The sequence below is a fragment of the Thermosynechococcus sp. JY1331 genome, assembly GCF_031583475.1.
GTDB lineage: Bacteria > Cyanobacteriota > Cyanobacteriia > Thermosynechococcales > Thermosynechococcaceae > Thermosynechococcus.
Genome location: NZ_CP134180.1, coordinates 2,570,619 through 2,589,668, shown reverse-complemented (window position 1 = coordinate 2,589,668; position 19,050 = coordinate 2,570,619). Strand labels below are relative to the sequence as shown.

Annotated in this window: 17 protein-coding genes and 1 other RNA gene; 10 read left to right on the top strand and 8 right to left on the bottom strand. The window is 54.0% G+C overall.

What is annotated here, in order from left to right:
• The first annotated feature begins 230 nt into the window (after positions 1-230).
• The 4 genes from RHJ31_RS12735 to RHJ31_RS12720 all read left to right on the top strand — a co-directional run bounded on the left by RHJ31_RS12735 (position 231) and on the right by RHJ31_RS12720 (position 2,928).
• A complete protein-coding gene (locus RHJ31_RS12735; protein ID WP_206201036.1) occupies positions 231-983 on the top strand; it encodes a response regulator transcription factor in 753 nt (250 codons plus the stop codon).
• Between the two features lie 35 nt (positions 984-1,018).
• Positions 1,019-2,194: an 8-amino-7-oxononanoate synthase gene (bioF, locus tag RHJ31_RS12730; protein ID WP_302676845.1), complete on the top strand. Its 1,176-nt coding sequence runs from the start codon at positions 1,019-1,021 to the stop codon at positions 2,192-2,194.
• A gap of 81 nt (positions 2,195-2,275) precedes the next feature.
• Complete coding sequence (locus tag RHJ31_RS12725) at positions 2,276-2,482, top strand: glycogen debranching protein (RefSeq protein WP_206201038.1); 207 nt, start codon at positions 2,276-2,278, stop codon at positions 2,480-2,482.
• Between the two features lie 131 nt (positions 2,483-2,613).
• Positions 2,614-2,928: a DUF5132 domain-containing protein gene (locus RHJ31_RS12720; protein WP_190278082.1), complete on the top strand. Its 315-nt coding sequence runs from the start codon at positions 2,614-2,616 to the stop codon at positions 2,926-2,928.
• A gap of 56 nt (positions 2,929-2,984) precedes the next feature.
• Here the strand turns inward: RHJ31_RS12720 and RHJ31_RS12715 are convergent, their stop codons facing one another.
• Complete coding sequence (locus RHJ31_RS12715; protein WP_302676844.1) at positions 2,985-3,875, bottom strand: universal stress protein; 891 nt, start codon at positions 3,873-3,875, stop codon at positions 2,985-2,987.
• A 560-nt stretch (positions 3,876-4,435) separates the two neighbouring features.
• Between RHJ31_RS12715 and RHJ31_RS12710 the strand changes: the two genes are divergently transcribed.
• Positions 4,436-4,723: a Mo-dependent nitrogenase C-terminal domain-containing protein gene (locus tag RHJ31_RS12710; RefSeq protein WP_149820949.1), complete on the top strand. Its 288-nt coding sequence runs from the start codon at positions 4,436-4,438 to the stop codon at positions 4,721-4,723.
• 18 nt (positions 4,724-4,741) lie between these two features.
• Positions 4,742-5,455, top strand: a complete 714-nt coding sequence (locus RHJ31_RS12705; RefSeq protein ID WP_302676842.1) for a ComF family protein — start codon at positions 4,742-4,744, stop codon at positions 5,453-5,455.
• Here the strand turns inward: RHJ31_RS12705 and cobS are convergent.
• The 6 genes from cobS to RHJ31_RS12675 all read right to left on the bottom strand — a co-directional run bounded on the left by cobS (position 5,386) and on the right by RHJ31_RS12675 (position 14,641).
• A complete protein-coding gene (gene cobS, locus RHJ31_RS12700; protein ID WP_302676840.1) occupies positions 5,386-6,117 on the bottom strand; it encodes an adenosylcobinamide-GDP ribazoletransferase in 732 nt (243 codons plus the stop codon). The genes RHJ31_RS12705 and cobS overlap by 70 nt on opposite strands.
• A complete protein-coding gene (locus tag RHJ31_RS12695; protein WP_225901639.1) occupies positions 6,114-7,625 on the bottom strand; it encodes a pitrilysin family protein in 1,512 nt (503 codons plus the stop codon). The genes cobS and RHJ31_RS12695 overlap by 4 nt, the downstream gene beginning before the upstream one ends.
• A gap of 8 nt (positions 7,626-7,633) precedes the next feature.
• A complete protein-coding gene (gene polA, locus RHJ31_RS12690) occupies positions 7,634-10,471 on the bottom strand; it encodes a DNA polymerase I (protein WP_302676839.1) in 2,838 nt (945 codons plus the stop codon).
• An 81-nt stretch (positions 10,472-10,552) separates the two neighbouring features.
• Positions 10,553-13,633 (bottom strand): FHA domain-containing protein, encoded by a 3,081-nt coding sequence (locus tag RHJ31_RS12685; RefSeq protein ID WP_302676838.1) that lies wholly within the window; start codon positions 13,631-13,633, stop codon positions 10,553-10,555.
• A 100-nt stretch (positions 13,634-13,733) separates the two neighbouring features.
• A complete protein-coding gene (locus RHJ31_RS12680) occupies positions 13,734-13,973 on the bottom strand; it encodes a hypothetical protein (RefSeq protein ID WP_206201046.1) in 240 nt (79 codons plus the stop codon).
• Complete coding sequence (locus tag RHJ31_RS12675) at positions 13,970-14,641, bottom strand: PHP domain-containing protein (RefSeq protein WP_302676837.1); 672 nt, start codon at positions 14,639-14,641, stop codon at positions 13,970-13,972. Before RHJ31_RS12675 ends, RHJ31_RS12680 begins: the two co-directional genes overlap by 4 nt.
• A gap of 120 nt (positions 14,642-14,761) precedes the next feature.
• Here RHJ31_RS12675 and ffs point away from each other — a divergent pair.
• The 4 genes from ffs (at position 14,762) to nadA (ending at position 18,133) form a co-directional block, all read left to right on the top strand.
• Positions 14,762-14,858: signal recognition particle sRNA small type (ffs, locus tag RHJ31_RS12670), an RNA gene on the top strand.
• A 23-nt stretch (positions 14,859-14,881) separates the two neighbouring features.
• Entirely contained in the window at positions 14,882-15,526 is a 645-nt protein-coding gene (hisIE, locus tag RHJ31_RS12665) for a bifunctional phosphoribosyl-AMP cyclohydrolase/phosphoribosyl-ATP diphosphatase HisIE (RefSeq protein ID WP_302676836.1), read from the top strand.
• A 78-nt stretch (positions 15,527-15,604) separates the two neighbouring features.
• The gene (gene crtD, locus RHJ31_RS12660; protein ID WP_302676835.1) at positions 15,605-17,101 is read left to right on the top strand and encodes a C-3',4' desaturase CrtD; all 1,497 of its coding nucleotides are present in this window, start codon (positions 15,605-15,607) and stop codon (positions 17,099-17,101) included.
• Between the two features lie 72 nt (positions 17,102-17,173).
• On the top strand, positions 17,174-18,133 hold the full coding sequence (gene nadA / locus RHJ31_RS12655; RefSeq protein ID WP_286625764.1) for a quinolinate synthase NadA: 960 nt from the start codon (positions 17,174-17,176) through the stop codon (positions 18,131-18,133).
• 19 nt (positions 18,134-18,152) lie between these two features.
• On the opposite strand, the gene RHJ31_RS12650 is transcribed toward nadA, so the two are convergent.
• Positions 18,153-19,040, bottom strand: coding sequence for a hypothetical protein (locus RHJ31_RS12650; protein WP_302676834.1), 888 nt, complete (start codon positions 19,038-19,040; stop codon positions 18,153-18,155).
• Positions 19,041-19,050: the final 10 nt, after the last annotated feature.

Below are 19,050 nucleotides of genomic sequence, written 5' to 3'. Positions count from 1 at the left end.
CGCTTGTTTAGAAACCCCACTTCATTTTGTCACTAGAGCCAGAGTAAGAATTTTCTATTACAGGAACAAGAAAAAACCCTAAAGTATTAGTCGTTACGAAATCATTGGGATTAAATTTGCTAAATTAGCATCCAATTCATCCAGACATTGCCACTCTGTTGCACCTTCTCCCAGACATGTAGAAGAAATCTCTTTTTCCTGTACTCCGCCGTTGTTGTGGGGATGTATTGATGTTGATGCACGTTGAAATTATTGAAAGTAACCCCCACCTGCGTTCCCTCCTTGGCTGGCACCTACAGCAAGTGGGGCACATCGTTCATCTTGCCAGTGGTTGTCAACAGGGGCAGGAAGTATTTCAACTGCGACATCCCGATTTGGTTGTTCTCGATCTGGACTTGAATGAGGGCAATGGTTTGGAATTATGCCGCTGGCTTCACTACCAAAACACTGTTTTGATTTTAGTTCTTTCTGGCCATGAGGATGAAGCGGATGTGGTGACGGCGCTGCGGGCGGGTGCCGATGATTACTTGGCCAAACCCTTTGGGATGCAGGAATTTCTTGCCCGAGTCGAGGCCTTGGCACGGCGAGCACGCCCCTGTTTACCCAGTGTCCTGAACTTGGGTGAGTTACAAGTCGATTTAGTGCAGCGGCGAGTGGTGGTACGCAATGTGCCAGTGGATTTGACACCGCAGGAATTTAGCCTACTCTATGTTCTGACGCAAATGGGGGGCACACCTTTGAGTCGTCAGGAATTGCTGCGGCGAGCTTGGCCAGAGAGCATTGACAACCCCCGCACCGTGGATACGCATATCTTATCTTTGCGTAAGAAAATCGAAGTGGATCCGCAGCAGCCGCGCCTAATTCAAACCGTGCGCAATGTCGGTTATCGACTGCACCTTGAGCCATTGAATGGGCGCTACCAGCAGAATGGCAATAAACCCCATTCCCGTCCCCCGCGATCGCCCCGCCACGTATTGGTTTAGACTTTGTCCAGTCTTCCTAAAATATTCTCTCTCAAATGAGCGATCCCTTTGCGTGGCTAGAACCTGCCCTAGATGCCCTGCACCGTGCCCATTGGTATCGCCAACCCCTTCTCAGTAGCGCACCGGGGGCAGTGGTGAGTGTTGGCGAGCCGCCCCGACCATTGATTAACTTTTGCAGCAATGACTATCTGGGTCTGGCCAACCATCCGCAGGTGAAAGCAGCCGCCATTAAGGCGATTGACGAATGGGGTACTGGGGCGACCGGGTCTCGCCTTCTGAGTGGTCAACGTTGTCTTCATGAACAACTAGAGCGGGCGATCGCCCAGTGGAAAGGCACAGAGGCTGCCTTAGTCTTTAGTTCGGGTACTGCCGCCAATCTCGGTACCATTGCTGCCCTTGTGGATCAGCGGGACTTGGTGCTTGGGGATGCCTACAACCATGCTTGTCTCAAAAAAGGTGCCCGCCTCAGTCATGCGACGTTCTATGAATACCCCCACAACGCTGTCGCTGCCCTTGTCCAACTCCTAGAAACCCATCGCTGCCAATACCGCCGTTGTCTGATCCTCACGGATGGTGTCTTCAGTATGGATGGGGATGTCGCCCCCCTAGAGGAGATATTGGCGCTAGCCGAGACCTACACAGCCATGGTGCTAGTGGACGATGCCCACGGCACAGGGGTCTTGGGAACCAACGGTGCCGGTACCTTAGTCGCCTTGGGGCAATCGAGTCCGACCGTCATTCAAATGGGTACCCTCAGCAAAGCCCTTGGCAGTTTAGGGGGATACATTGCTGGCTCCCAAGCTCTGATCTCCTATCTGCAACACCGTGCCAGCACATGGATCTATAGCACTGGACTTTCACCAGCGGACACTGCTGCTGCCCTTGCTGCCCTTGAGCAACTACAAACAGAGCCTTGCCTGCGCCAAGCTCTAGAGGAGCGCATTCAACAACTGGAACAGGGGCTGCAGGCCTTGGGCTGCCCTGTGTTACCCCGCTCCCTTCCCACCCCCATCTTTTGCCTGCCTGCTCCCGATCCAGCCACTGTTCTCCAATGGGGTCAGAAATTACAAGAGGCTGGATGTTGGGTGGCGGCGGTACGGCCACCGACCGTGCCCTTTAGTCGGCTGCGCATCACCCTAAGAGCCGATCACACCCCTGAGCACATTGCGCAATTGCTGGCAGCATTGGCTGAGTTGTTAAAGTGCTGTTAAGAAGGGCTGACGGTCTCGGTGTATTTCGCCTAGGCTGGAGATAGTTCTGTGAAATCGGCAAACTGCGCCAAGGAGTGAGCGATGAGGATTTGGGTAAGCGAGCAAATTGATCCCTCTGGCCTGCTTTATGCCTGTATTGCCTGTCGTGATGAAGCTCAGGCGAGGGAGTGTGTGCAGTCTTTTGAGAAAAACTTAACAACAGAACAAAAAGCCGCCGGTTGGCAAGTGCGTCTGCGTACGGTGGCCTCTTGGGATGAGGTTCCCAGTACTGCCCTCAAGCTCTGCTAATCTTTTGGCTCAGCCCTGCATAAGAATCTCAGTGGAGCGATTAAGCCAGTGGGGACGTTGCCCTCCCTGCACCTTTGCTATCATGGGTGCGATGTGCTCATCATTGCTTTTCCTTTGGAGGATGCCGCAGAATGGAGTTTGAAGCCCTGTTACTTGGTTTAGAACCACTTACCGTGCTTGCCCTTGGGGTGGGTGCTGTTGCTGTTGCCCCCGTTGTGGGTGCCGTTGACTCAATGACTGGTCACAACTTGGCAGAGCAAGCTCGCAATGCGGCAAAATCAGGCTTGATGTGGGCGTTTGAAGCCTATGAAAAGGCACAGACGGCTGTCGCTGAAGCCAGTGAGTCTTTCCAAGACTTGGTTGCCGAAGCCCGCTCAGAAATGATGGAGCAAAAAGCAGCAAAGGCCGCCGCGCCTGAGGAACCCCGCCAAGTGACGATTAGCTAAGTTTTACTTTTAGTGCCTAATTGAAATGCCTTTGGGGTAGTTCTGCTGCCCCATCTTTATTTTAATGAGCGACCAGCGGGCGGGAAATAGATCACGGGAAAGACGCAACGGCGAATGATCTCTCCGGCAAAGCTAGGGATTGATAATTCCCAAATTTTACCGACGGAACCAGAGGAAACGGCAATCCCATAGATGTCGCGATCGTGGGCTGCCAATTGTGCTTCGACCACCGGACTACCAAAGCGAATCTCGGTTTCAATGCTCAGGCCATAGCCAGTGAATTCTTGCTTTAGCTCGGCAAGAATTTTTTCAGCCTTCGGACGTTGCTCGCCAACTCCCAGTTCCCCTTTGCCGGCATCGCTGATAATCCAGCAGAAGGTCAGTGCAGCAATGCTCGTTTGATCGCGCTTTTGCACGCCTTCCCGCAGTTTTTGAACAAGGTGTTGGGCAGAGGGGCTGTGGTCGTAGGGCACTAGTAGGTGGCGAAAGAGATTTTGACAGCGGAGATTCAGTTCTGCGGTTGTCATCACCCACAACAGTTGCGGGCGCATAATCATCACTGGCACTTTAATCCGTTGCAGCACCTCAATGGTTGTACTGCCGAAGAGCTTCTCGTCCAAGAGATTGCGAATGGGACGGCTGGCCAGCACCAAGTCAATTTGATGCTTTTCAACGGTGTCCAGAATGGCATCGGCGGGGCGACGGTTTTCGATGATCACCTCTGCTTTAAGATCCGCTGGAACTTTTGCGGCATCGATTTTGAGTAATTCGCGTGCCTGTTGCAGCTTTTTTTCCCGCAGCCGAGGCTTATCGCCATCCTCGTCAATGGGGCGGGCATGGAAGAAGATCAACCTGCGAGCACCCGCTGTTTTCAGTGCCTCAAGGTAGTGGGTCAGTTTGGGGAGACCATCATGGAGATCTGTTGGAATCAATATGTTCTTGAACATGCTGTTGCTCCCCAATGCCAAACTCTAATTGCAGATTACCTTAGAAGGGGGAGGCGCGCTACTCAGTTCTTTTCTCTTTTTAAGTAATAAAATAATTACCCCCTCGCAAGCCGCAGGGGTCGCTGCTGGCAAATGGCAAGGGCACTGCCAAAGTCTTGGGGGCAGTTGCGCGATCCTATACAGACAACTGATAGAGAAGAAAACGGTTGCTTAGGGGCAACTTTTCGGAAAACCCCATCGTCAACTTCAACAGGAGTCACTAAAATAGGGATGGGTACAGAGTCATCATTAAATTCAATAATGTATCCATTACTACTAAATCCCTGTGAAACAAGGAGATTGTCTATCGTGATGCGATTTTCATTGAGATTTTTCTGGGATTTCGCCCCTCGCTAAGAGCTGTTAAATCAGAATCGCAACGACTTTTTTCCCATCGAATGCAGCGACACATTTCCCCTTCTCAAGAGAGGGTTTTAAGTAACTGAAATTGCCTTCTTAAACAGTTGAGGAAGGGGAGCTTTCGCTGCCAACTTCAATGATTGAGTTGAGGTGTTGAGTTGATGACAATTTTGACGTTGGGGCAACGCATGCTCCGCACAATTTTGTGGCCTGTCCGGCAGTGGCTAGAGCATCTAGAAGTGCACGATCGCCAGCTAGCGCATCGTCTATGCCGCTTGATCCCCGCCCAGTGTCCCTTTGAACGCGATATTGTGGTTGCAAAATGGCATATTCACATTCCGCCTTTGTGCCACCTCAATCCCCTTTACGAGGAGCTCATGCTGTTGCGCTACCGTGCCCTCTGCTATTTGGCGGATGAGTGCCATGAGGATATTAGTGCCTACTGTTAGCACCTAGGGGGTGTGCTGGTGTGGCGATCGCTAGCCTCCTTCCTATTTCAGCAGCCCTGTCCCTGTTGTGGTCGAGCCAGTCCCCAAACCATCTGTAGGGATTGTGAACGGCGGCTGAGGTCATGGGAAGTGCGCCAACGCCAACGCTACTGGCGGGGCAGTCTCCCCCTTTTTCCCTGGGGGTATTATCAGCAAGACCTCAAGCGGGCGATCGCCACCATGAAATACAACAATCACCCCGAACTAGGTACCCTCTTTGGCCAATGGTTAGCCCTGAGTTGGTTGGAAGCGAAGATCGCCCAACGCCTCCCGTTGCAGATTGTGCCTATTCCCCTCCATCGCCATAAATTGCAGAGCCGGGGCTTTAATCAAGCAGCGCTCATTGCTGAGGGGTTTTGCCGTGCCCTTGAGCTACCCCTTGCCCCAGTGGGATTAATCCGCCAAAGAGCAACCCAGTCCATGTTTCAGCTTTCACTCACAGAACGCCAAGCCAATCTTGAGAATGCCTTTCGCCTAGGGCAGGGGCTGCAGCGACGGCGCTGGCTCCTTTTGTGCGATGACATTTATACCACGGGGACAACGGCACGAACTGCAGCCGCAGTATTACGGGGGGCTGGCTACAAGGTCTTGGGGATCATCACCGTGGCCGTGGCGCTGCCGGATCAACTGGTCGATTCCACCGTGAAGGCAACCAACATCAAGGCTTCTGTCCACTCAACAACCGCACCATAAGTATCCCCCGTGTGACCGCCCAACTGCCACTGAAACCATGCAGGGATCAAGAGAATCAAGAGCAAACCAAAAAGTAATTGCCCGAGGGGAAGCGGCAGCAGGAAGCTGAGTAATAGCACCAGTAAACCACTCGGCCAAAAATCGCGGGGAAAGGTACAACTGGCTTTATGGATCTGACCCGTGCCTTGGGGTTTCAAATAGGGATAGCGGGCGATCGCCCACACCTGAGCAAGGCGCCCGATCACCAATACCCACACCAAGACCTGACCCCTCTCTAAACTGCTCAAGGCCGCTACTTTTAAGAGCAAAATGACGAGTCCTGCCATGACGCCAAAGGCACCCGTGCGGCTGTCCGCCATCACCTCAAGGCGCCGTTGTTGATCCCTGACGGCTAAACCATCGGCCGTGTCCATGGCACCATCCAAGTGCAATCCCCCAGTTAATCCTAGCCAAAGTGCCACAACCAAGACACTGGCCACGAGGGGGGGAACGTGCAAAAATGCCAGCAACTGGTGGGTTCCCCAAAGGAGTACGGCCAGCAATAGCCCGACCCAAGGACACCACTTGGCAGCTCCCGCCAATTGCATGGGGCAGTTAGGGGGAATGGGCAAACAGGTATAGAAGGCGATCGCCCCCAACCATTCCATCCAAAGGGTCTTCATGAACGGGTTTGAATTTGCGCCACTGTCCGCTGCTGGGGTTGCAGGGATTGAGCCACCCGCTGAATGTCCGCAGGGGTAATGTCATTAATGGCCTCTAAACGGGCAAAGAGTTGCTGCCAGCCGCCGCCTTTTACAGCATACTCCGCCAAGAGTTTGGCCATCCCCTCATTGGACATTAGGTTTTGCAGCAGTTCCATCCGCAGTTGCGCTTTTACCCGATCCAGCTCTGCCGCCGTCACGGGTGTTGTTTGCAGTGCCTTGAGTTCTTGGGCAATACCTGCCGCAAGGGCAGCCGTCGTTTGACCCGGTGCCGGTGCCCCGTAGATGAGAAAGCGATTGGGGTATTTATTGCCGGGAAACCCCACGTAGGCTTGCACGTTGAGGGCTAATTTTTGCTCTAGGACAAGGGAACGGTAGAGACGGGAGGTGCGACCGCCACTGAGGAGACGTGTCAAAATTTCATAGGTGAGGTACGCGGGATCCCTCAAAGGTGGACAGGGATAGGCTTCAATATAGAGGGGTTGACTGGCCAATTCGAGGGTAATCTGCCGAGGTTCCGTTTGCGGCGGTTCGGGGGGAATGGCTGTGGTTTTGCCCGTGCCCTTGGGATAGCGACTAAAATAAACCTTGGCCAATTCCTTCACCTTCTGGGGATCAACATCTCCGACAAGCACCATGGTCATTTTGTCAGGTGTGTAATACTGGCGAAAAAACCGTTCCACATCGGCGCGGCGCAGGTTTTGAATATCCTCACGGTAGCCAATGACGGGTCGGCGGTAGGGATGCTGACGAAAGCTGGTGGCCAAAAAGGCCTCAAAGAGTTGGCCAGTGGGGGAATTTTCAGTGCGTAGCCGCCGCTCCTCAAGGATGACTTCCTTTTCTTGATAGAAGTCGCGAAAGACGGGTTCCAAAAAGCGTTCCGACTCTAGGGACATCCACAGTTCCAATTTGTTGGCGGGAAAACTGTAGAAGTAACGGGTGGCATCGGCAGATGTGGTTGCATTGAGACCCACGCCCCCGGCCTGCTGGACAATTTGGCCATATTGATTGCGAATCACATAGCGATCGGCAGCCTGCTGCACAGCGGCAAATTCTGTAATCAATGCCTGACGTTGCCGCTCATCCGTCGTGGCTTGCAGTTGCTCAAAGAGGCGATCCAGTTGGGCAAGTTTTTCTTTTTCAGCGGCATAATCCGTCGTCCCAATGCGGCGGGTGCCCTTAAAGGCCAAGTGTTCCAGATAGTGCGCCACACCGGTCTGGCCTTCCGGTTCATCAACGCCCCCCACATCCACGTAGGTGAGAAATGACACTATCGGGGCTTGGTGTTGCTCCATGACAATGAAGTGCATCCCATTGTCAAGATAGAATTCACTGATTTGATCCATGGCACGGTCAATGTAGGGGCGAATCGTTTGGGCGTCGGCCGGCAAGGAGAGGGCGATCGCCCCCAAAACAAGGCAGAGGAGAATTTGCCAGAAATAAACTTGCCAGTGGCGTTGCTGCCGCATCAACAAACCTAGTTGGCCTCCAGCCAGTTGGCCGCCGCGTAAATGTCCACCGCAAGGGGCACACTCAGGGGTACTGCTGTACTCATGACTTCGGGAATTGTAGTTTGCAGTTGTTCCCACGCCTCAGGGGTCATCTCCAACACCAATTCATCGTGGACTTGGAGCAGCAGGCGGACTTCTTCAGGGGAAAGTAGGGGAGCCAGTTTCACCATCGCACACTTAATAATATCGGCACTGGAACCTTGAATCGGGGCATTGGCTGCCGCCCGCAATAGTCCCCGCTCGTAATTGCTCATTTTTAGTTTACTGGGATCGACATCGGCTAGCGCCTCTAAAGGCTTGCGCCGCAGGGCTTGCAGTTCAGAACTCTGAAATTCAAAATAGCGCCGCCGTCCCAAAATGGTTTCCACATAGCCTTGGCTGAGGGCAAGCCGTTCCATTTGCCGCAAATAGTCAAAGACGCGTGGATAGCGATCGTAAAACCGCTGAATAAACACCTTAGCATCGGCCACACTCACCCCGGCCTCACGGGCAAACCGCTGCGCTCCCATCCCGTAAATGACGCCAAAGTTAATAATTTTGCCCAAGCGTCGCTCGCTGGAACTAATGTCGGTTTTTTCTAAGAGAAACTGAGCTGTGAGATGATGGACATCCTCCCCTTTTTGGTAGGCCTCTAGCAGGGCCGGCTCTTGACTCAGATGAGCAAGGATGCGCAACTCAATTTGGGAATAGTCCGCTGCCACCAGCAACCAGCCCGGCTCGGGAATAAAGGCGCGGCGAATTTGCCGACTAAACTCGGTGCGAATGGGGATATTTTGCAGATTGGGATTAGAGGAGGAAAGGCGCCCCGTAGCGGTCACCGCTTGGTTGAATTCCGTATGTACACGGCCTGTGTCCGGACGCACCAAGGTTGGCAACACATCCACATAGGTGGATTTGAGCTTGGCGAGGGTGCGATGGTTCAAAATGAGTTCAATCACAGGATGATCTCCCCGCAGTTTTTCGAGGGTTGCGGCATCGGTGGAGTAGCCCAGTTTTGTTTTATGGGTCTTTTTCGTATCTAACCCCAAAATGCCAAAGAGCAGTTCACTCAGTTGCTTGGGGGAGGCCAAGTTAAAGGGTTGTCCCACGGCATCCCATGCTTGTTGTTGCAGTGCTGCCAGTTGCTGTTCGAGTTCTTGGGAGAGTTGCCGCAAATAGTCACTGTCAATGCGAATCCCCGTGGCTTCCATTTCCGCCAGAATGGGTTCGAGGGGCAATTCCACCTCTAGGAGGAGTTGGCGCAGGCGGGGGGGCAAGTCGGCCTCTAGTTTGTCCTTGAGAAGATAGGTGGTATAGACATCGAGGCCACAGTATTGCGCTACCACCGCAGGGGGGAGATCCGCAAGGGTTTGATCTTTGCCCACCAGACTACGGTAGGTTTGGGCTTGAAGGGGCAGATAGCGTTGACACAGATCCTTGAGGTTGTGACTGGCTTCGGGATTAATCACATAGCTCGCCAGCATCGTGTCAAATACGACACCCTGTAATTGAATCCCCTGAAACCGCAGCACCAAGCGGTCAAACTTGGCATTTTGCAAGACTTTGGGGTAGCGATCGCCCTCAAGAATCGGTCGCAAAGCGGCGAGGGTCTCTGGTAGGGGTAGGTTCTGCCCCTCTTTGTGCCCCAACGGTAGATAGGCCACCTGATCAGGCGCTGCGCCCCAACAGCAGCCCAAGCCCACCAAGGCAGCATCGCGGGGGTTCAAGGCCGTGGTTTCCGTGTCCCAAGCCACGGGATGGTTCGCATCGGTACAGGTTTCTAACTGGGCGATCAGCCATTGCAGTTGCTCTGGCGTCTCAATGAGTTGCACATTCAAGGGGTCAGGGGTATCCGTCGGCGCAAAAAACCATGTTGCATCCGCATCGCTCTCTACATCCGGCAGTGTCCCCCCCAAGCGGAGGTGCCAGTCCTGAAGTTGCATCCGCAGGGCACGAAATTCCAAGTGATCCAATAGCTGATCCAGCGTTAGCCACTCAAAGGGACTCAGATGCAGTTCCTCTAGGGGCAGTTCCAAGGGGACATCGAGGATAATTTGAGCTAGGGTGCGGGAATGGCGGGCATCGGCCTCCCCATTGATCAGCTTCGTTCTTAGGCTAGGGGGCGTAATCTCATTAATGTGGGCGTAGATTTCCTCTAGCGTGGGGTACTGATTGAGTAACTGCACCGCTGTTTTTGGGCCAATCCCCTTAATACCGGGAATGCGATCGCTGGCATCGCCACAGAGGGCTTTATAGTCCACAATTTGCTCGGGCCAAACCCCCATTTTTTCCTTGACCTTGAGGGCATCAAAGACCTCCAGACCCTGCTTGCGTTGGCCAAGGGTATTCCCCAGATACAAGACCTGTACTTGACCTTCGCGATCAATCAATTGAAAGAGGTCGCGATCGCCACTGACAATGGACACCCGCCATCCTTGGGGTCGCAAGCGATGGGCCACCGTACCAATCACATCATCGGCTTCATAGCCCGGCTGACTCAACAGGGGTAGACGCAGTGCCCGCAGCAACGCCTGCAAATTGGCAATATCGGTAATAAAGTCCTCGGGCGTTTCTGCCCGCCCCGCCTTGTAGTTTTCGTCGGCTGTGTGGCGAAATGTCGGCTCCCCCAAGTCAAAAGCAATGGCCACATGATCCGGCTGCTGCTGCTCCAGAATCTCCAAGAGCGTCTTAAGAAAGCCAAAACACACACTAGTGGGAATCCCCGTGGAGGTACGCAACCCCCCCTCTCGCCCCTTACTAAAGGCGTAGTAGGCACGAAAGGCCAAGGAATGACCATCAATGAGTAAGAGATTGGCAGAAGGCATGGGGACAGGAAACGGCGGGGGATAACTTTTCCATTATTCAAAAAATTGGTCTAAAACCCCACCCCTGAAAATGGCAGAGTCTCAACGGCTAAAGTCACGGCGTTTTTGGCAGAAGGGTAAAGCCACCAGCATCGCTAGAATGACAATTCCTTGATTGCGCCAATGGCGTTGCACATCTACGGTAAACATGTAGCCTTGATCTCGTTGGAAGCGGCTGATAATTCCTTGGGCTTCATTGATGGCACGACTGCGTTGGCGGTTCCACTCAGAATATTTTAGTTCCCACTCATCCATGGCTGCCTGATAGGCTTGCAGCCGTTGCAGATAGTCTTGGAGCGCTGCTGGATCATTGGGGGGATCGCCCGGAGACTCTGGCCGCGGCGGTGCGGGTTCATCCACTTCGGGGACATACTTGGCGCGGATACCGGGGAAGTTACAGGTCTTAAAGAGACCGGGACCATAGCACAGACAAAAATCCCGCTGCATCTCCTCGGTCATTTTTTCCCGTTCCTCCTCTGGTTCGCGCCAACAGGGGTCATTGGCAATGTCATCCCCGATGCCTGTGAGCTTGACCATCGCCTCAAAGGGCCACTTAATGACCGTCAGATGGTTAATAATCTGCCCCGGTAACCCGAAGGAAGAAACGGGCTGAATCCCGCCACTAAAGATAATTTGGGGCACTAAAAACATCAGCACCAGCAGCGGCACAATGTTCTGGCTAGGGGCAAAGGCAGAGACCAAAAGACCCATCGCCATACCGCCAAAAATGGCAAGGGCAAGGGTGACGTACATGGCAAAAGTAACCCCCCAATCTCCCGGTAAATCCACCGCCAGCTTTGTCACCGCAAGGTAAGTGGCCGCTTGATAAAGAGCTAGCCCAAGGGCGATCGCCCCCTTGGAGCCAATGTAGGGCAACAGCCGCAGGCCAATCATCCGCTCCCGCCGATAAACCTCCACCTCCTTAACCAATTCCCGCATCGTTGTCATTGCGCCAATCATGACGGCAATCAGACTGGTGACAAAAATCATCGTCAGGGCTTGACCCGCATTCCCCGTTTCCGGATTAAAGAGATCCCGCTGCCAAGAAACAAAACTCAAACTCCCCAAGAGGGGGGCTATTAAGAGGGTCAGCAGCAGGTTACTGCGATCTTGGCCAAGAATTGTGAGATTGCGGCGGGTGAGAATGAGAAATTGTTGCCAAGGGGAGATTTTCGACTTGGGTTCACTGCTGCGACGGGATTTGCCCTTGGTGCGCCGTTGACTTTCATCGGGCATGTGAGCTAGCACCTGCTGTCGCCCGACCACATATTCCTGATAGAGGCGCGATCGCCGGTAGGCTTCCTCTAGTTCTGCCGAAGTGGGGGCATTGGGGTTTTTCTCTTTGTCTAGGGCACGATAGATGCCAGAAAAATCCTCGAGCTTAATGCCACTAAAGCGATCGCCAAAGGTAGCTCGGAAATAGGGCAGCAGTTGATCAGGAGGACCAAAGTAGGCCAGCCGGCCGCCCTCCGCTAGATAGATCACCAGATCACACTCCCGAATATTTTGGGTGGCGTGGGTAATGATCAGAATCGTTCGCCCCTGATCCGCCAACTGCCGCAGCAAAAACATCAGGTCGGCTTCCGTGCCCGGATCTAAGCCAGAGGTGGCCTCATCGAGGAAGAAGAGACTGGGTTGCGTGAGCAATTCGGCACCAATACACACCCGCCGCTGCTGACCGCCACTGAGGCGGGAAATGGGCACATCGCGACGATGGTTCAGTCCCAATTCTGTTAACACCTCGGTCACCCGCTGTTGGCGTTCCGCTGGGGTTGTATCGGGGGGCATGCGTAGTTTTGCCGCGTATTCCAAGGCTTGGGCGATCGTCAGTTCCTCGTGGATGATATTCTTCTGCGGTACATAGCCCAATTGCGCTTGAAAGGCCTGATAGTTGCGGTAGAAATTTGTGCCATTGACCAGTACCGTGCCCGTTGTTGCTGGCCGCAGTCCATTGAGGGCATCGAGGAGCGTTGACTTGCCGCTACCACTAGGCCCCAAGATGGCCACAAACTCCTTGGGCATGATCGATAGCGAAATATCGTGGAGAATTTGCGTTCCCTTGCCCACCACCTTACTGAGGTTGATGGCATCTAGGCGCATGTGACCCGATTCGGCATATTGGGTCAGGGTTTCATCAACATTGAGGACAAGGCGATCGCTACCAATGCGAATACTGTCCCCCACCCGCAGCAGTGTGGGTTCTTCTACCTCGCGGCCATTGACAAACGTGCCATTACTCGACCCCAGATCCGTGAGCAGGAAATCGCCATTGCGGCGCTCAATTTTGGCGTGGTGACGGGACACCGTTGGATGCTCAATCACCAGATCATTGCTTGGATCGCGGCCAATCGTGAACGTGTTGTATCCCACCAGCGAAATCGTCTTCACGGGGACAGTGGATGTCGCATCGGCCTCAGGAATCGCCAGTACTGTTGCTGTGCTCAACTCCGTCGCGGGGCTAAAGACAACGGCATGACGCTCTGTGTCAATGCGATCGGGCAACTCCTGCCCCACATAGGTCAGCGTCACAAATTCCATCAGGGCATAACTCTCCCCGATTCCCAAATGCACATTCATTGCCGGCTGCGGGTCACTGAGATCTACCACCTGCAAATGCTGATCCGCAAAGCGTAATTTCAAGTGGCAGGGCAAAAGTTCAGGGGTATCCACCACCACATCGCAGGCGGGATGGGTGCCTAAAAGCGTCGTTTGCTCCTGTAGCCCCCAGCGTTGCTGCCATGTTTTGGTGCGCACTTCAATCACAGGGACTTCAGTCTCTTTGCTGACCTCAGTGGTACGGGGTTGATAGTCGTGGTAGTGCCAGATGAGGCGAAAGCGCACAGCAGAGTTGCCCAGCGTTATCAAGTCGCCATCTTCAAGGGGAATGGGGGTATTGGGCACAACCGGTTGGCCATTGAGATGGGTGCCCGCTTTACTGCCGAGATCTACGAGGTGAACTTTCCCTTCTTGCCACTCCAAGAAAGCGTGGTAGCGGGAGACGGAAAGATCATTGAGGACAATGTCATTATCGGGGGCACGGCCAATTTTGAGGCCGCTGGCGGGTAGCTGAACCCCCTGCTCACTGACGGATTTGACAAGTTCTAACCATGCTGTTTGAGTCATGACCTTGGGGCAAAGGGGCTTGATGCCGGTCAGTTTACTGGATTCTGGCCGATCTGACAAAAGACGCCCGCCAAAGCTCAACCGGCGCAGAAACCTATCATTATTGCGAGGAGGGCAAAGAAGGCATCGGCAAATAACTCGCCACCTGTGACCATAGAAACTGTGCTTGCTCCCACAGGCGATCGGGACCAATCCCAAAAAAGAGTTGCAACAGGAAAACAATCAGGGCAATTTTAATCGCCGTACCGAGAGTGACCTTGAGGACAGTGATCAGCCAGCGGAGCACGAACCAACTGATGGCGATCGCCCCTAAGGTGATCAGGATTTCAGTCACGGTCATCGCCGCACCAAGATATCTTGGCCATGGGTATCCGTGCCGCAGGTCTCCAGCAACTGGTGTTCAACGGCCAAAGCATGCACAAGGGCTGTTGTTTCAGGGGTGGGTTCCCACACATCGGGATTGCTGTAACAGTAGTAGGTTTCCACCCCATCAATCCCCCGCGCCACAGCTGCAGGAATCAATTGTTCAGCAGGCAAACGATAGCGCGCCGGGTGTGCCAAAATCGCCAAGCCTCCTGCTTCATGGAGTGCGGCAATCACCCGTTCTGCCTGTGCCAAGTCCCCTTGGGGGGCAGTGCCCATTGCATAGAGATGCAGGATCGGCGCATAGGGGTCAAAGCCATAGCCCAGAATATGCACCTCAGTACCCAAGAGTTGAGCCGTAATTTCAATGCCCGTGTAAACTTGGGGGCGATCCGTTCCTGGATAGGCTTCTACGTAGGTTCGAGCCTGAAAATAGCCCTCTAGGGCATGGTGATCGGTAATGGCAAATCCCTTGAGGCCATGGATCATTGCCTGTTGCGCCACTTGCTGCGGTGTCAGTTGCCCATCGGAGCAGATGGTATGGAGATGAAAGTTATAGCGATAGGGACAACTGGTTGCCGTCAACGTCCGAAAGAGACCACGGAGAGTCTCAGCCTGCGTCACCATCAGTGCAGCAAGGGTCATAGGCATTACCAAATCTTACGCTGTTACCTCTTTAATATAAACTTTCTTTAAGAAACGAGAGATAAAGATTCCTAATAGGGCGATTTATGTACCTCGATGGGGTGTGCTAGGATACAAGTTGGCTCGGAATCATGCGATCGCAACGCCTCAACCTTGTCAGGTCCGGAAGGAAGCAGCAATACGGGATGCTTGCGGTAGGCGTGATCTCCGGGTCACCCTCTTGAGACCTGCGAACGATTCATGCCTGTCACTACCCTTAGCCTCCCCCTCGATGAGATTCGCTACGATGAACGGGGTTTAGTGCCAGCAATTGTCCAAGACTATTTGGACGGCACCGTGTTGATGCTGGCGTGGATGAATCGGGAATCGCTACAGAAAACCCTTGAAACCGGTCGTACGTGGTTTTGGAGTCGTTCGCGCCAAGAACTGTGGCCCAAGGGCGAAACCTCTGGCCATGTCCAGTGGGTCAAAAGTATCCGCTACGACTGCGATAGTGATGCCCTGTTGTTAACAGTAGAGCAAGTGGGCCAAGTCGCTTGCCACACGGGGCAGCGCAGTTGTTTCCACCGCCATGGGGAGGCCGGACAACGGGTAGAAGACCCACCAGCAGATACCCTTTCGCAAGTGTATAACGTGGTCTGTCAGCGGCGCGACTTTCCGCAGCTACAGTCCTACACTTCCAGCCTGTTCACAGCCGGTGATAATAAAATTCTCAAGAAGCTGGGCGAAGAAACCGTAGAAGTGGTGATGGCCTGCAAAGACGATGACCCCGAGGCGATCGCCGGTGAGGTAGCGGACTTGTTTTACCACACGCTAGTTGCCCTTGCCTATCATGGGGTGTCCCTGCGGCAGGTCTATGAGCAGCTTCAGCTGCGGCGGCGCTAGTTGCTTGCCGTTTTCCTTGTCAGCACTGGCTCAACGTCGTTAAAGTGCTAGATACAGGTAATTTACATAACTATACAAATGGCAAAGCAGGTGGTCGTCATTGGCGGCGGCATTGGGGGTCTGACCACAGCGGCATTGTTGGCACGACGGGGCTATCGGGTTCAGCTGTTTGAGCAGGCAGCCCAACTGGGGGGCTGTGCCTCCACATTTCAGCGGCGGGGCTTTACCTTCGATGTTGGCGCCACCCAAGTGGCTGGCCTTGAGCCGGGGGGGATTCACGCGGCGATTTTTGCTGAATTGGAGATGCCTCTGCCGGCAGCAACCCCCTGCGATCCTGCCTGTGCGGTGTATCTGCCGCAGGAAATGACGCCCATCAATGTTTGGCGCGATCGCGATCGCTGGCAACTGGAACGTCAACGCCACTTTCCCCACAGTGAGCGGTTTTGGCAAGGCCTTGAACACCTCTTTGCCATTAGTTGGCGATTTCAGCAGCGGCAGCCCATTTTACCCCCGCGCAATGGCTTTGATCTGTGGCAATTGGTGCAAGCCCTGCGTCCGGAGACGCTTCTCACGTTGCCCTTTAGCCTGATGACGGTGACCGATTGGATGCGTCTTTGCGGTGTCGGGGGCGATCGCCGGCTGCGGCAATTTCTGGATCTTCAACTCAAGCTCTACTCCCAAGTAGATGCCAGTGAAACCGCACTCCTCTATGCCGCCACCGCCCTCTGTCTGTCCCAAGACCCCCACGGCCTCTACCATCTCCACGGCAGCATGCAGGTGCTCAGTGATTTACTCGCCAATGCCTTGCAGCGCGATGGCGGTCAAATTTACACCCGGCATTTGGTGCGTCACATTGAAGTCGAGCGGGGGCGTGCCGTCGCTGTCCAAGTGGAGAACCTGAAAACAAAAACCTTGCAGCGCGTTGCAGCGGATCACATTGTGGCCAATGTCCCTGCCCAAAACCTGCCCCAACTCCTTGGCGATGCCATTCCCGCTGGCTATGCCCGCCGCCTCAAAACGCTGCCGCCGGCCGCCGGTGCCTTTGTAATTTACCTTGGCGTTAAAGAGGCCGCCATTCCCACAGCCTGTCCGCCCCACTTGCAATTTCTCTACGATCCTGCAGGCCCCATTGGCGAAAACAACTCCCTCTTTGTCTCCGTCAGTCAGCCGCAGGATGGGCGTGCCCCCAGGGGCTATCGTACCCTGATTGCCTCCAGCTTTACTGAACCGAATTTTTGGCGTCAGCCTGATTTAGACTACGCGGCCACGAAGGCGCAATACACCCAAACAGCTCTTGAACACCTTGGCGAGTTCTTTGATCTGCGGCCTGAGCACATTGTCCACTGTGAAGCGGCGACCCCCCGCACCTTCTGGCGCTATACCGCGCGGCTAGATGGCATTGTCGGGGGCATTAGTCAACGCCTGAGCACCTTTGGCCCCTTTGGCTTGGCCACCCGCACCCCGATTCCTCACCTGTGGTTAGTGGGAGATTCCGTGCATCCGGGGGAAGGTACGGCCGGTGTCAGCTATGGTGCCCGTACCGTTGTGCAGCAAGTGGTTGCCAATGATGCCTAAGGGATTCCTATTTTGGTGAAAATCACTATAATAGAGAGACTCGTTACCAATTGCGAAAGGAACCCACTGCCTGTGTTTGCGACTCTCGCTGCCCCCCAACCGTCCCTGCCGTTGGATTTAATTGCGGCCATCCAAGACCTGAAGCGGGAACTGAATGCAGTGATTCTAGCCCACTACTACCAAGACCCCGCCATTCAAGATGTGGCCGATTACATTGGTGATTCCCTTGGGCTGTCGCGGCAGGCCGCCAGTACCAATGCCGATGTCATTGTTTTTGCTGGGGTGCATTTCATGGCCGAAACCGCCAAGATTCTCAACCCCGATAAGCTGGTGTTGCTGCCGGATTTGGCGGCGGGCTGTTCTTTGGCAGACAGTTGTCCTGCGGACGCCTTTGCTGCTTTTAAGGCGCAGTATCCTGACCATTGGGTGATTTCCTACATTAACTGCACTGCTGAAATCAAAGCCCTGAGTGACATTATTTGCACCAGTTCTAATGCAGTGAAAATTGTGCAGCAGTTGCCTGCGGATCAGCCCCTGATTTTTGCCCCCGATCGCAACCTTGGCCGCTATGTCATGGCACAAACCGGACGGCAGATGGTGCTGTGGGACGGCAGTTGCATTGTCCATGAAACCTTCTCCGAGCGACGCATCCTCGAACTCAAGGCCGCCTACCCCACGGCCCAGGTGATTGCCCACCCCGAATGCGAAGAAGCCGTACTCCGCCATGCCGATTTTATTGGTTCGACAACGGCTTTGCTCAACTATAGCCAACGCCAAGATCACGATACCTTTATCGTTGTCACCGAGCCGGGGATTCTCCACCAGATGCAGCGGCGCAACCCAGAGAAAACCTTTATCCCTGCGCCCCCTCAGGATCAGACCTGCAATTGTAATGAGTGTCCCTTTATGCGCCTGAATACCCTCGAAAAGCTCTATTGGTGTATGCGCGATCGCCAGCCCCAGATTGAACTACCAGAAGACATCCGCCTTGCGGCGCTCAAACCCATCCAACGCATGCTGGAAATGTCCTAAACCAAGGGTGTCAGCTCCCTTAAATCTCAGCAACTGCTCGCTCAATCAGGCGACGAGCTAGGGTCTGAACGCCCGTATGGTAGTAGTAGTTGGTGCTCATGTCCAAAAAGGCTCCCAAGTAGTCGAGGTTATCCTTCGAGAGTTCAATAAAGCTTTGCAGACTATTGATCACCTTTTGCGGCGTTAACTCGTGGCTGCTGACAAATTGATGCATCCACCCCTGCACGGCATTAAAACTTTCGACAATAAAGCCCAATTGACCGCTGGGATTGCCCCCCGGCACGACACTGCCAATTGCTTTGAAGGTGGGGTTTTCCTGTAGATCATTGGGTTGCAAGCTTTGCAGTGTGCCCAAGCATTTGAGCAGAAAGTCAGGCCCTAGGGGAATCAGGCCATCAAAGCAGATGAGGGCGGCCATCCGCATCAGGGATTCACCACTGTAGTCGGCAAGGGCACGCAGGAAGTCGCCGAGGCTGTCACCAGGAATGCCATTGATTTGACAAAAGGCCAGAATTTCCACAATCAGCTTAATGCTGAGGTCAATGGACTGCGCCCGCTCTGGCTTGGGCGTCATTTTATCCAAGAAGCCGAGGAAGGAAATTTTCTCGCCCACTTTGTTGGCAAGGGCAGCCGCTCCTAAGAGAGCATCGGTGTTGTCCACGGTTTGATAGAGCCACAGTGCCCGCTGATAGCCTTGGGATTTGTCATTAAAGAGCCGCACGGCGCGATCGCCAATTTGGCGGATCAAGGCAGGATCCGTTTCTCCAGTTACATGGCGGATCGTGTTATCAAAACCAACGATATTTTGCCACTGGCCGGGAATGATGAAATCCAAGGACTTGAGGGCCATAACGGTGATGCCCCCAGTGGGGAGTTGATCAACAATTTTGTAGATAGCTGCGCTCACGGTGGTCTCC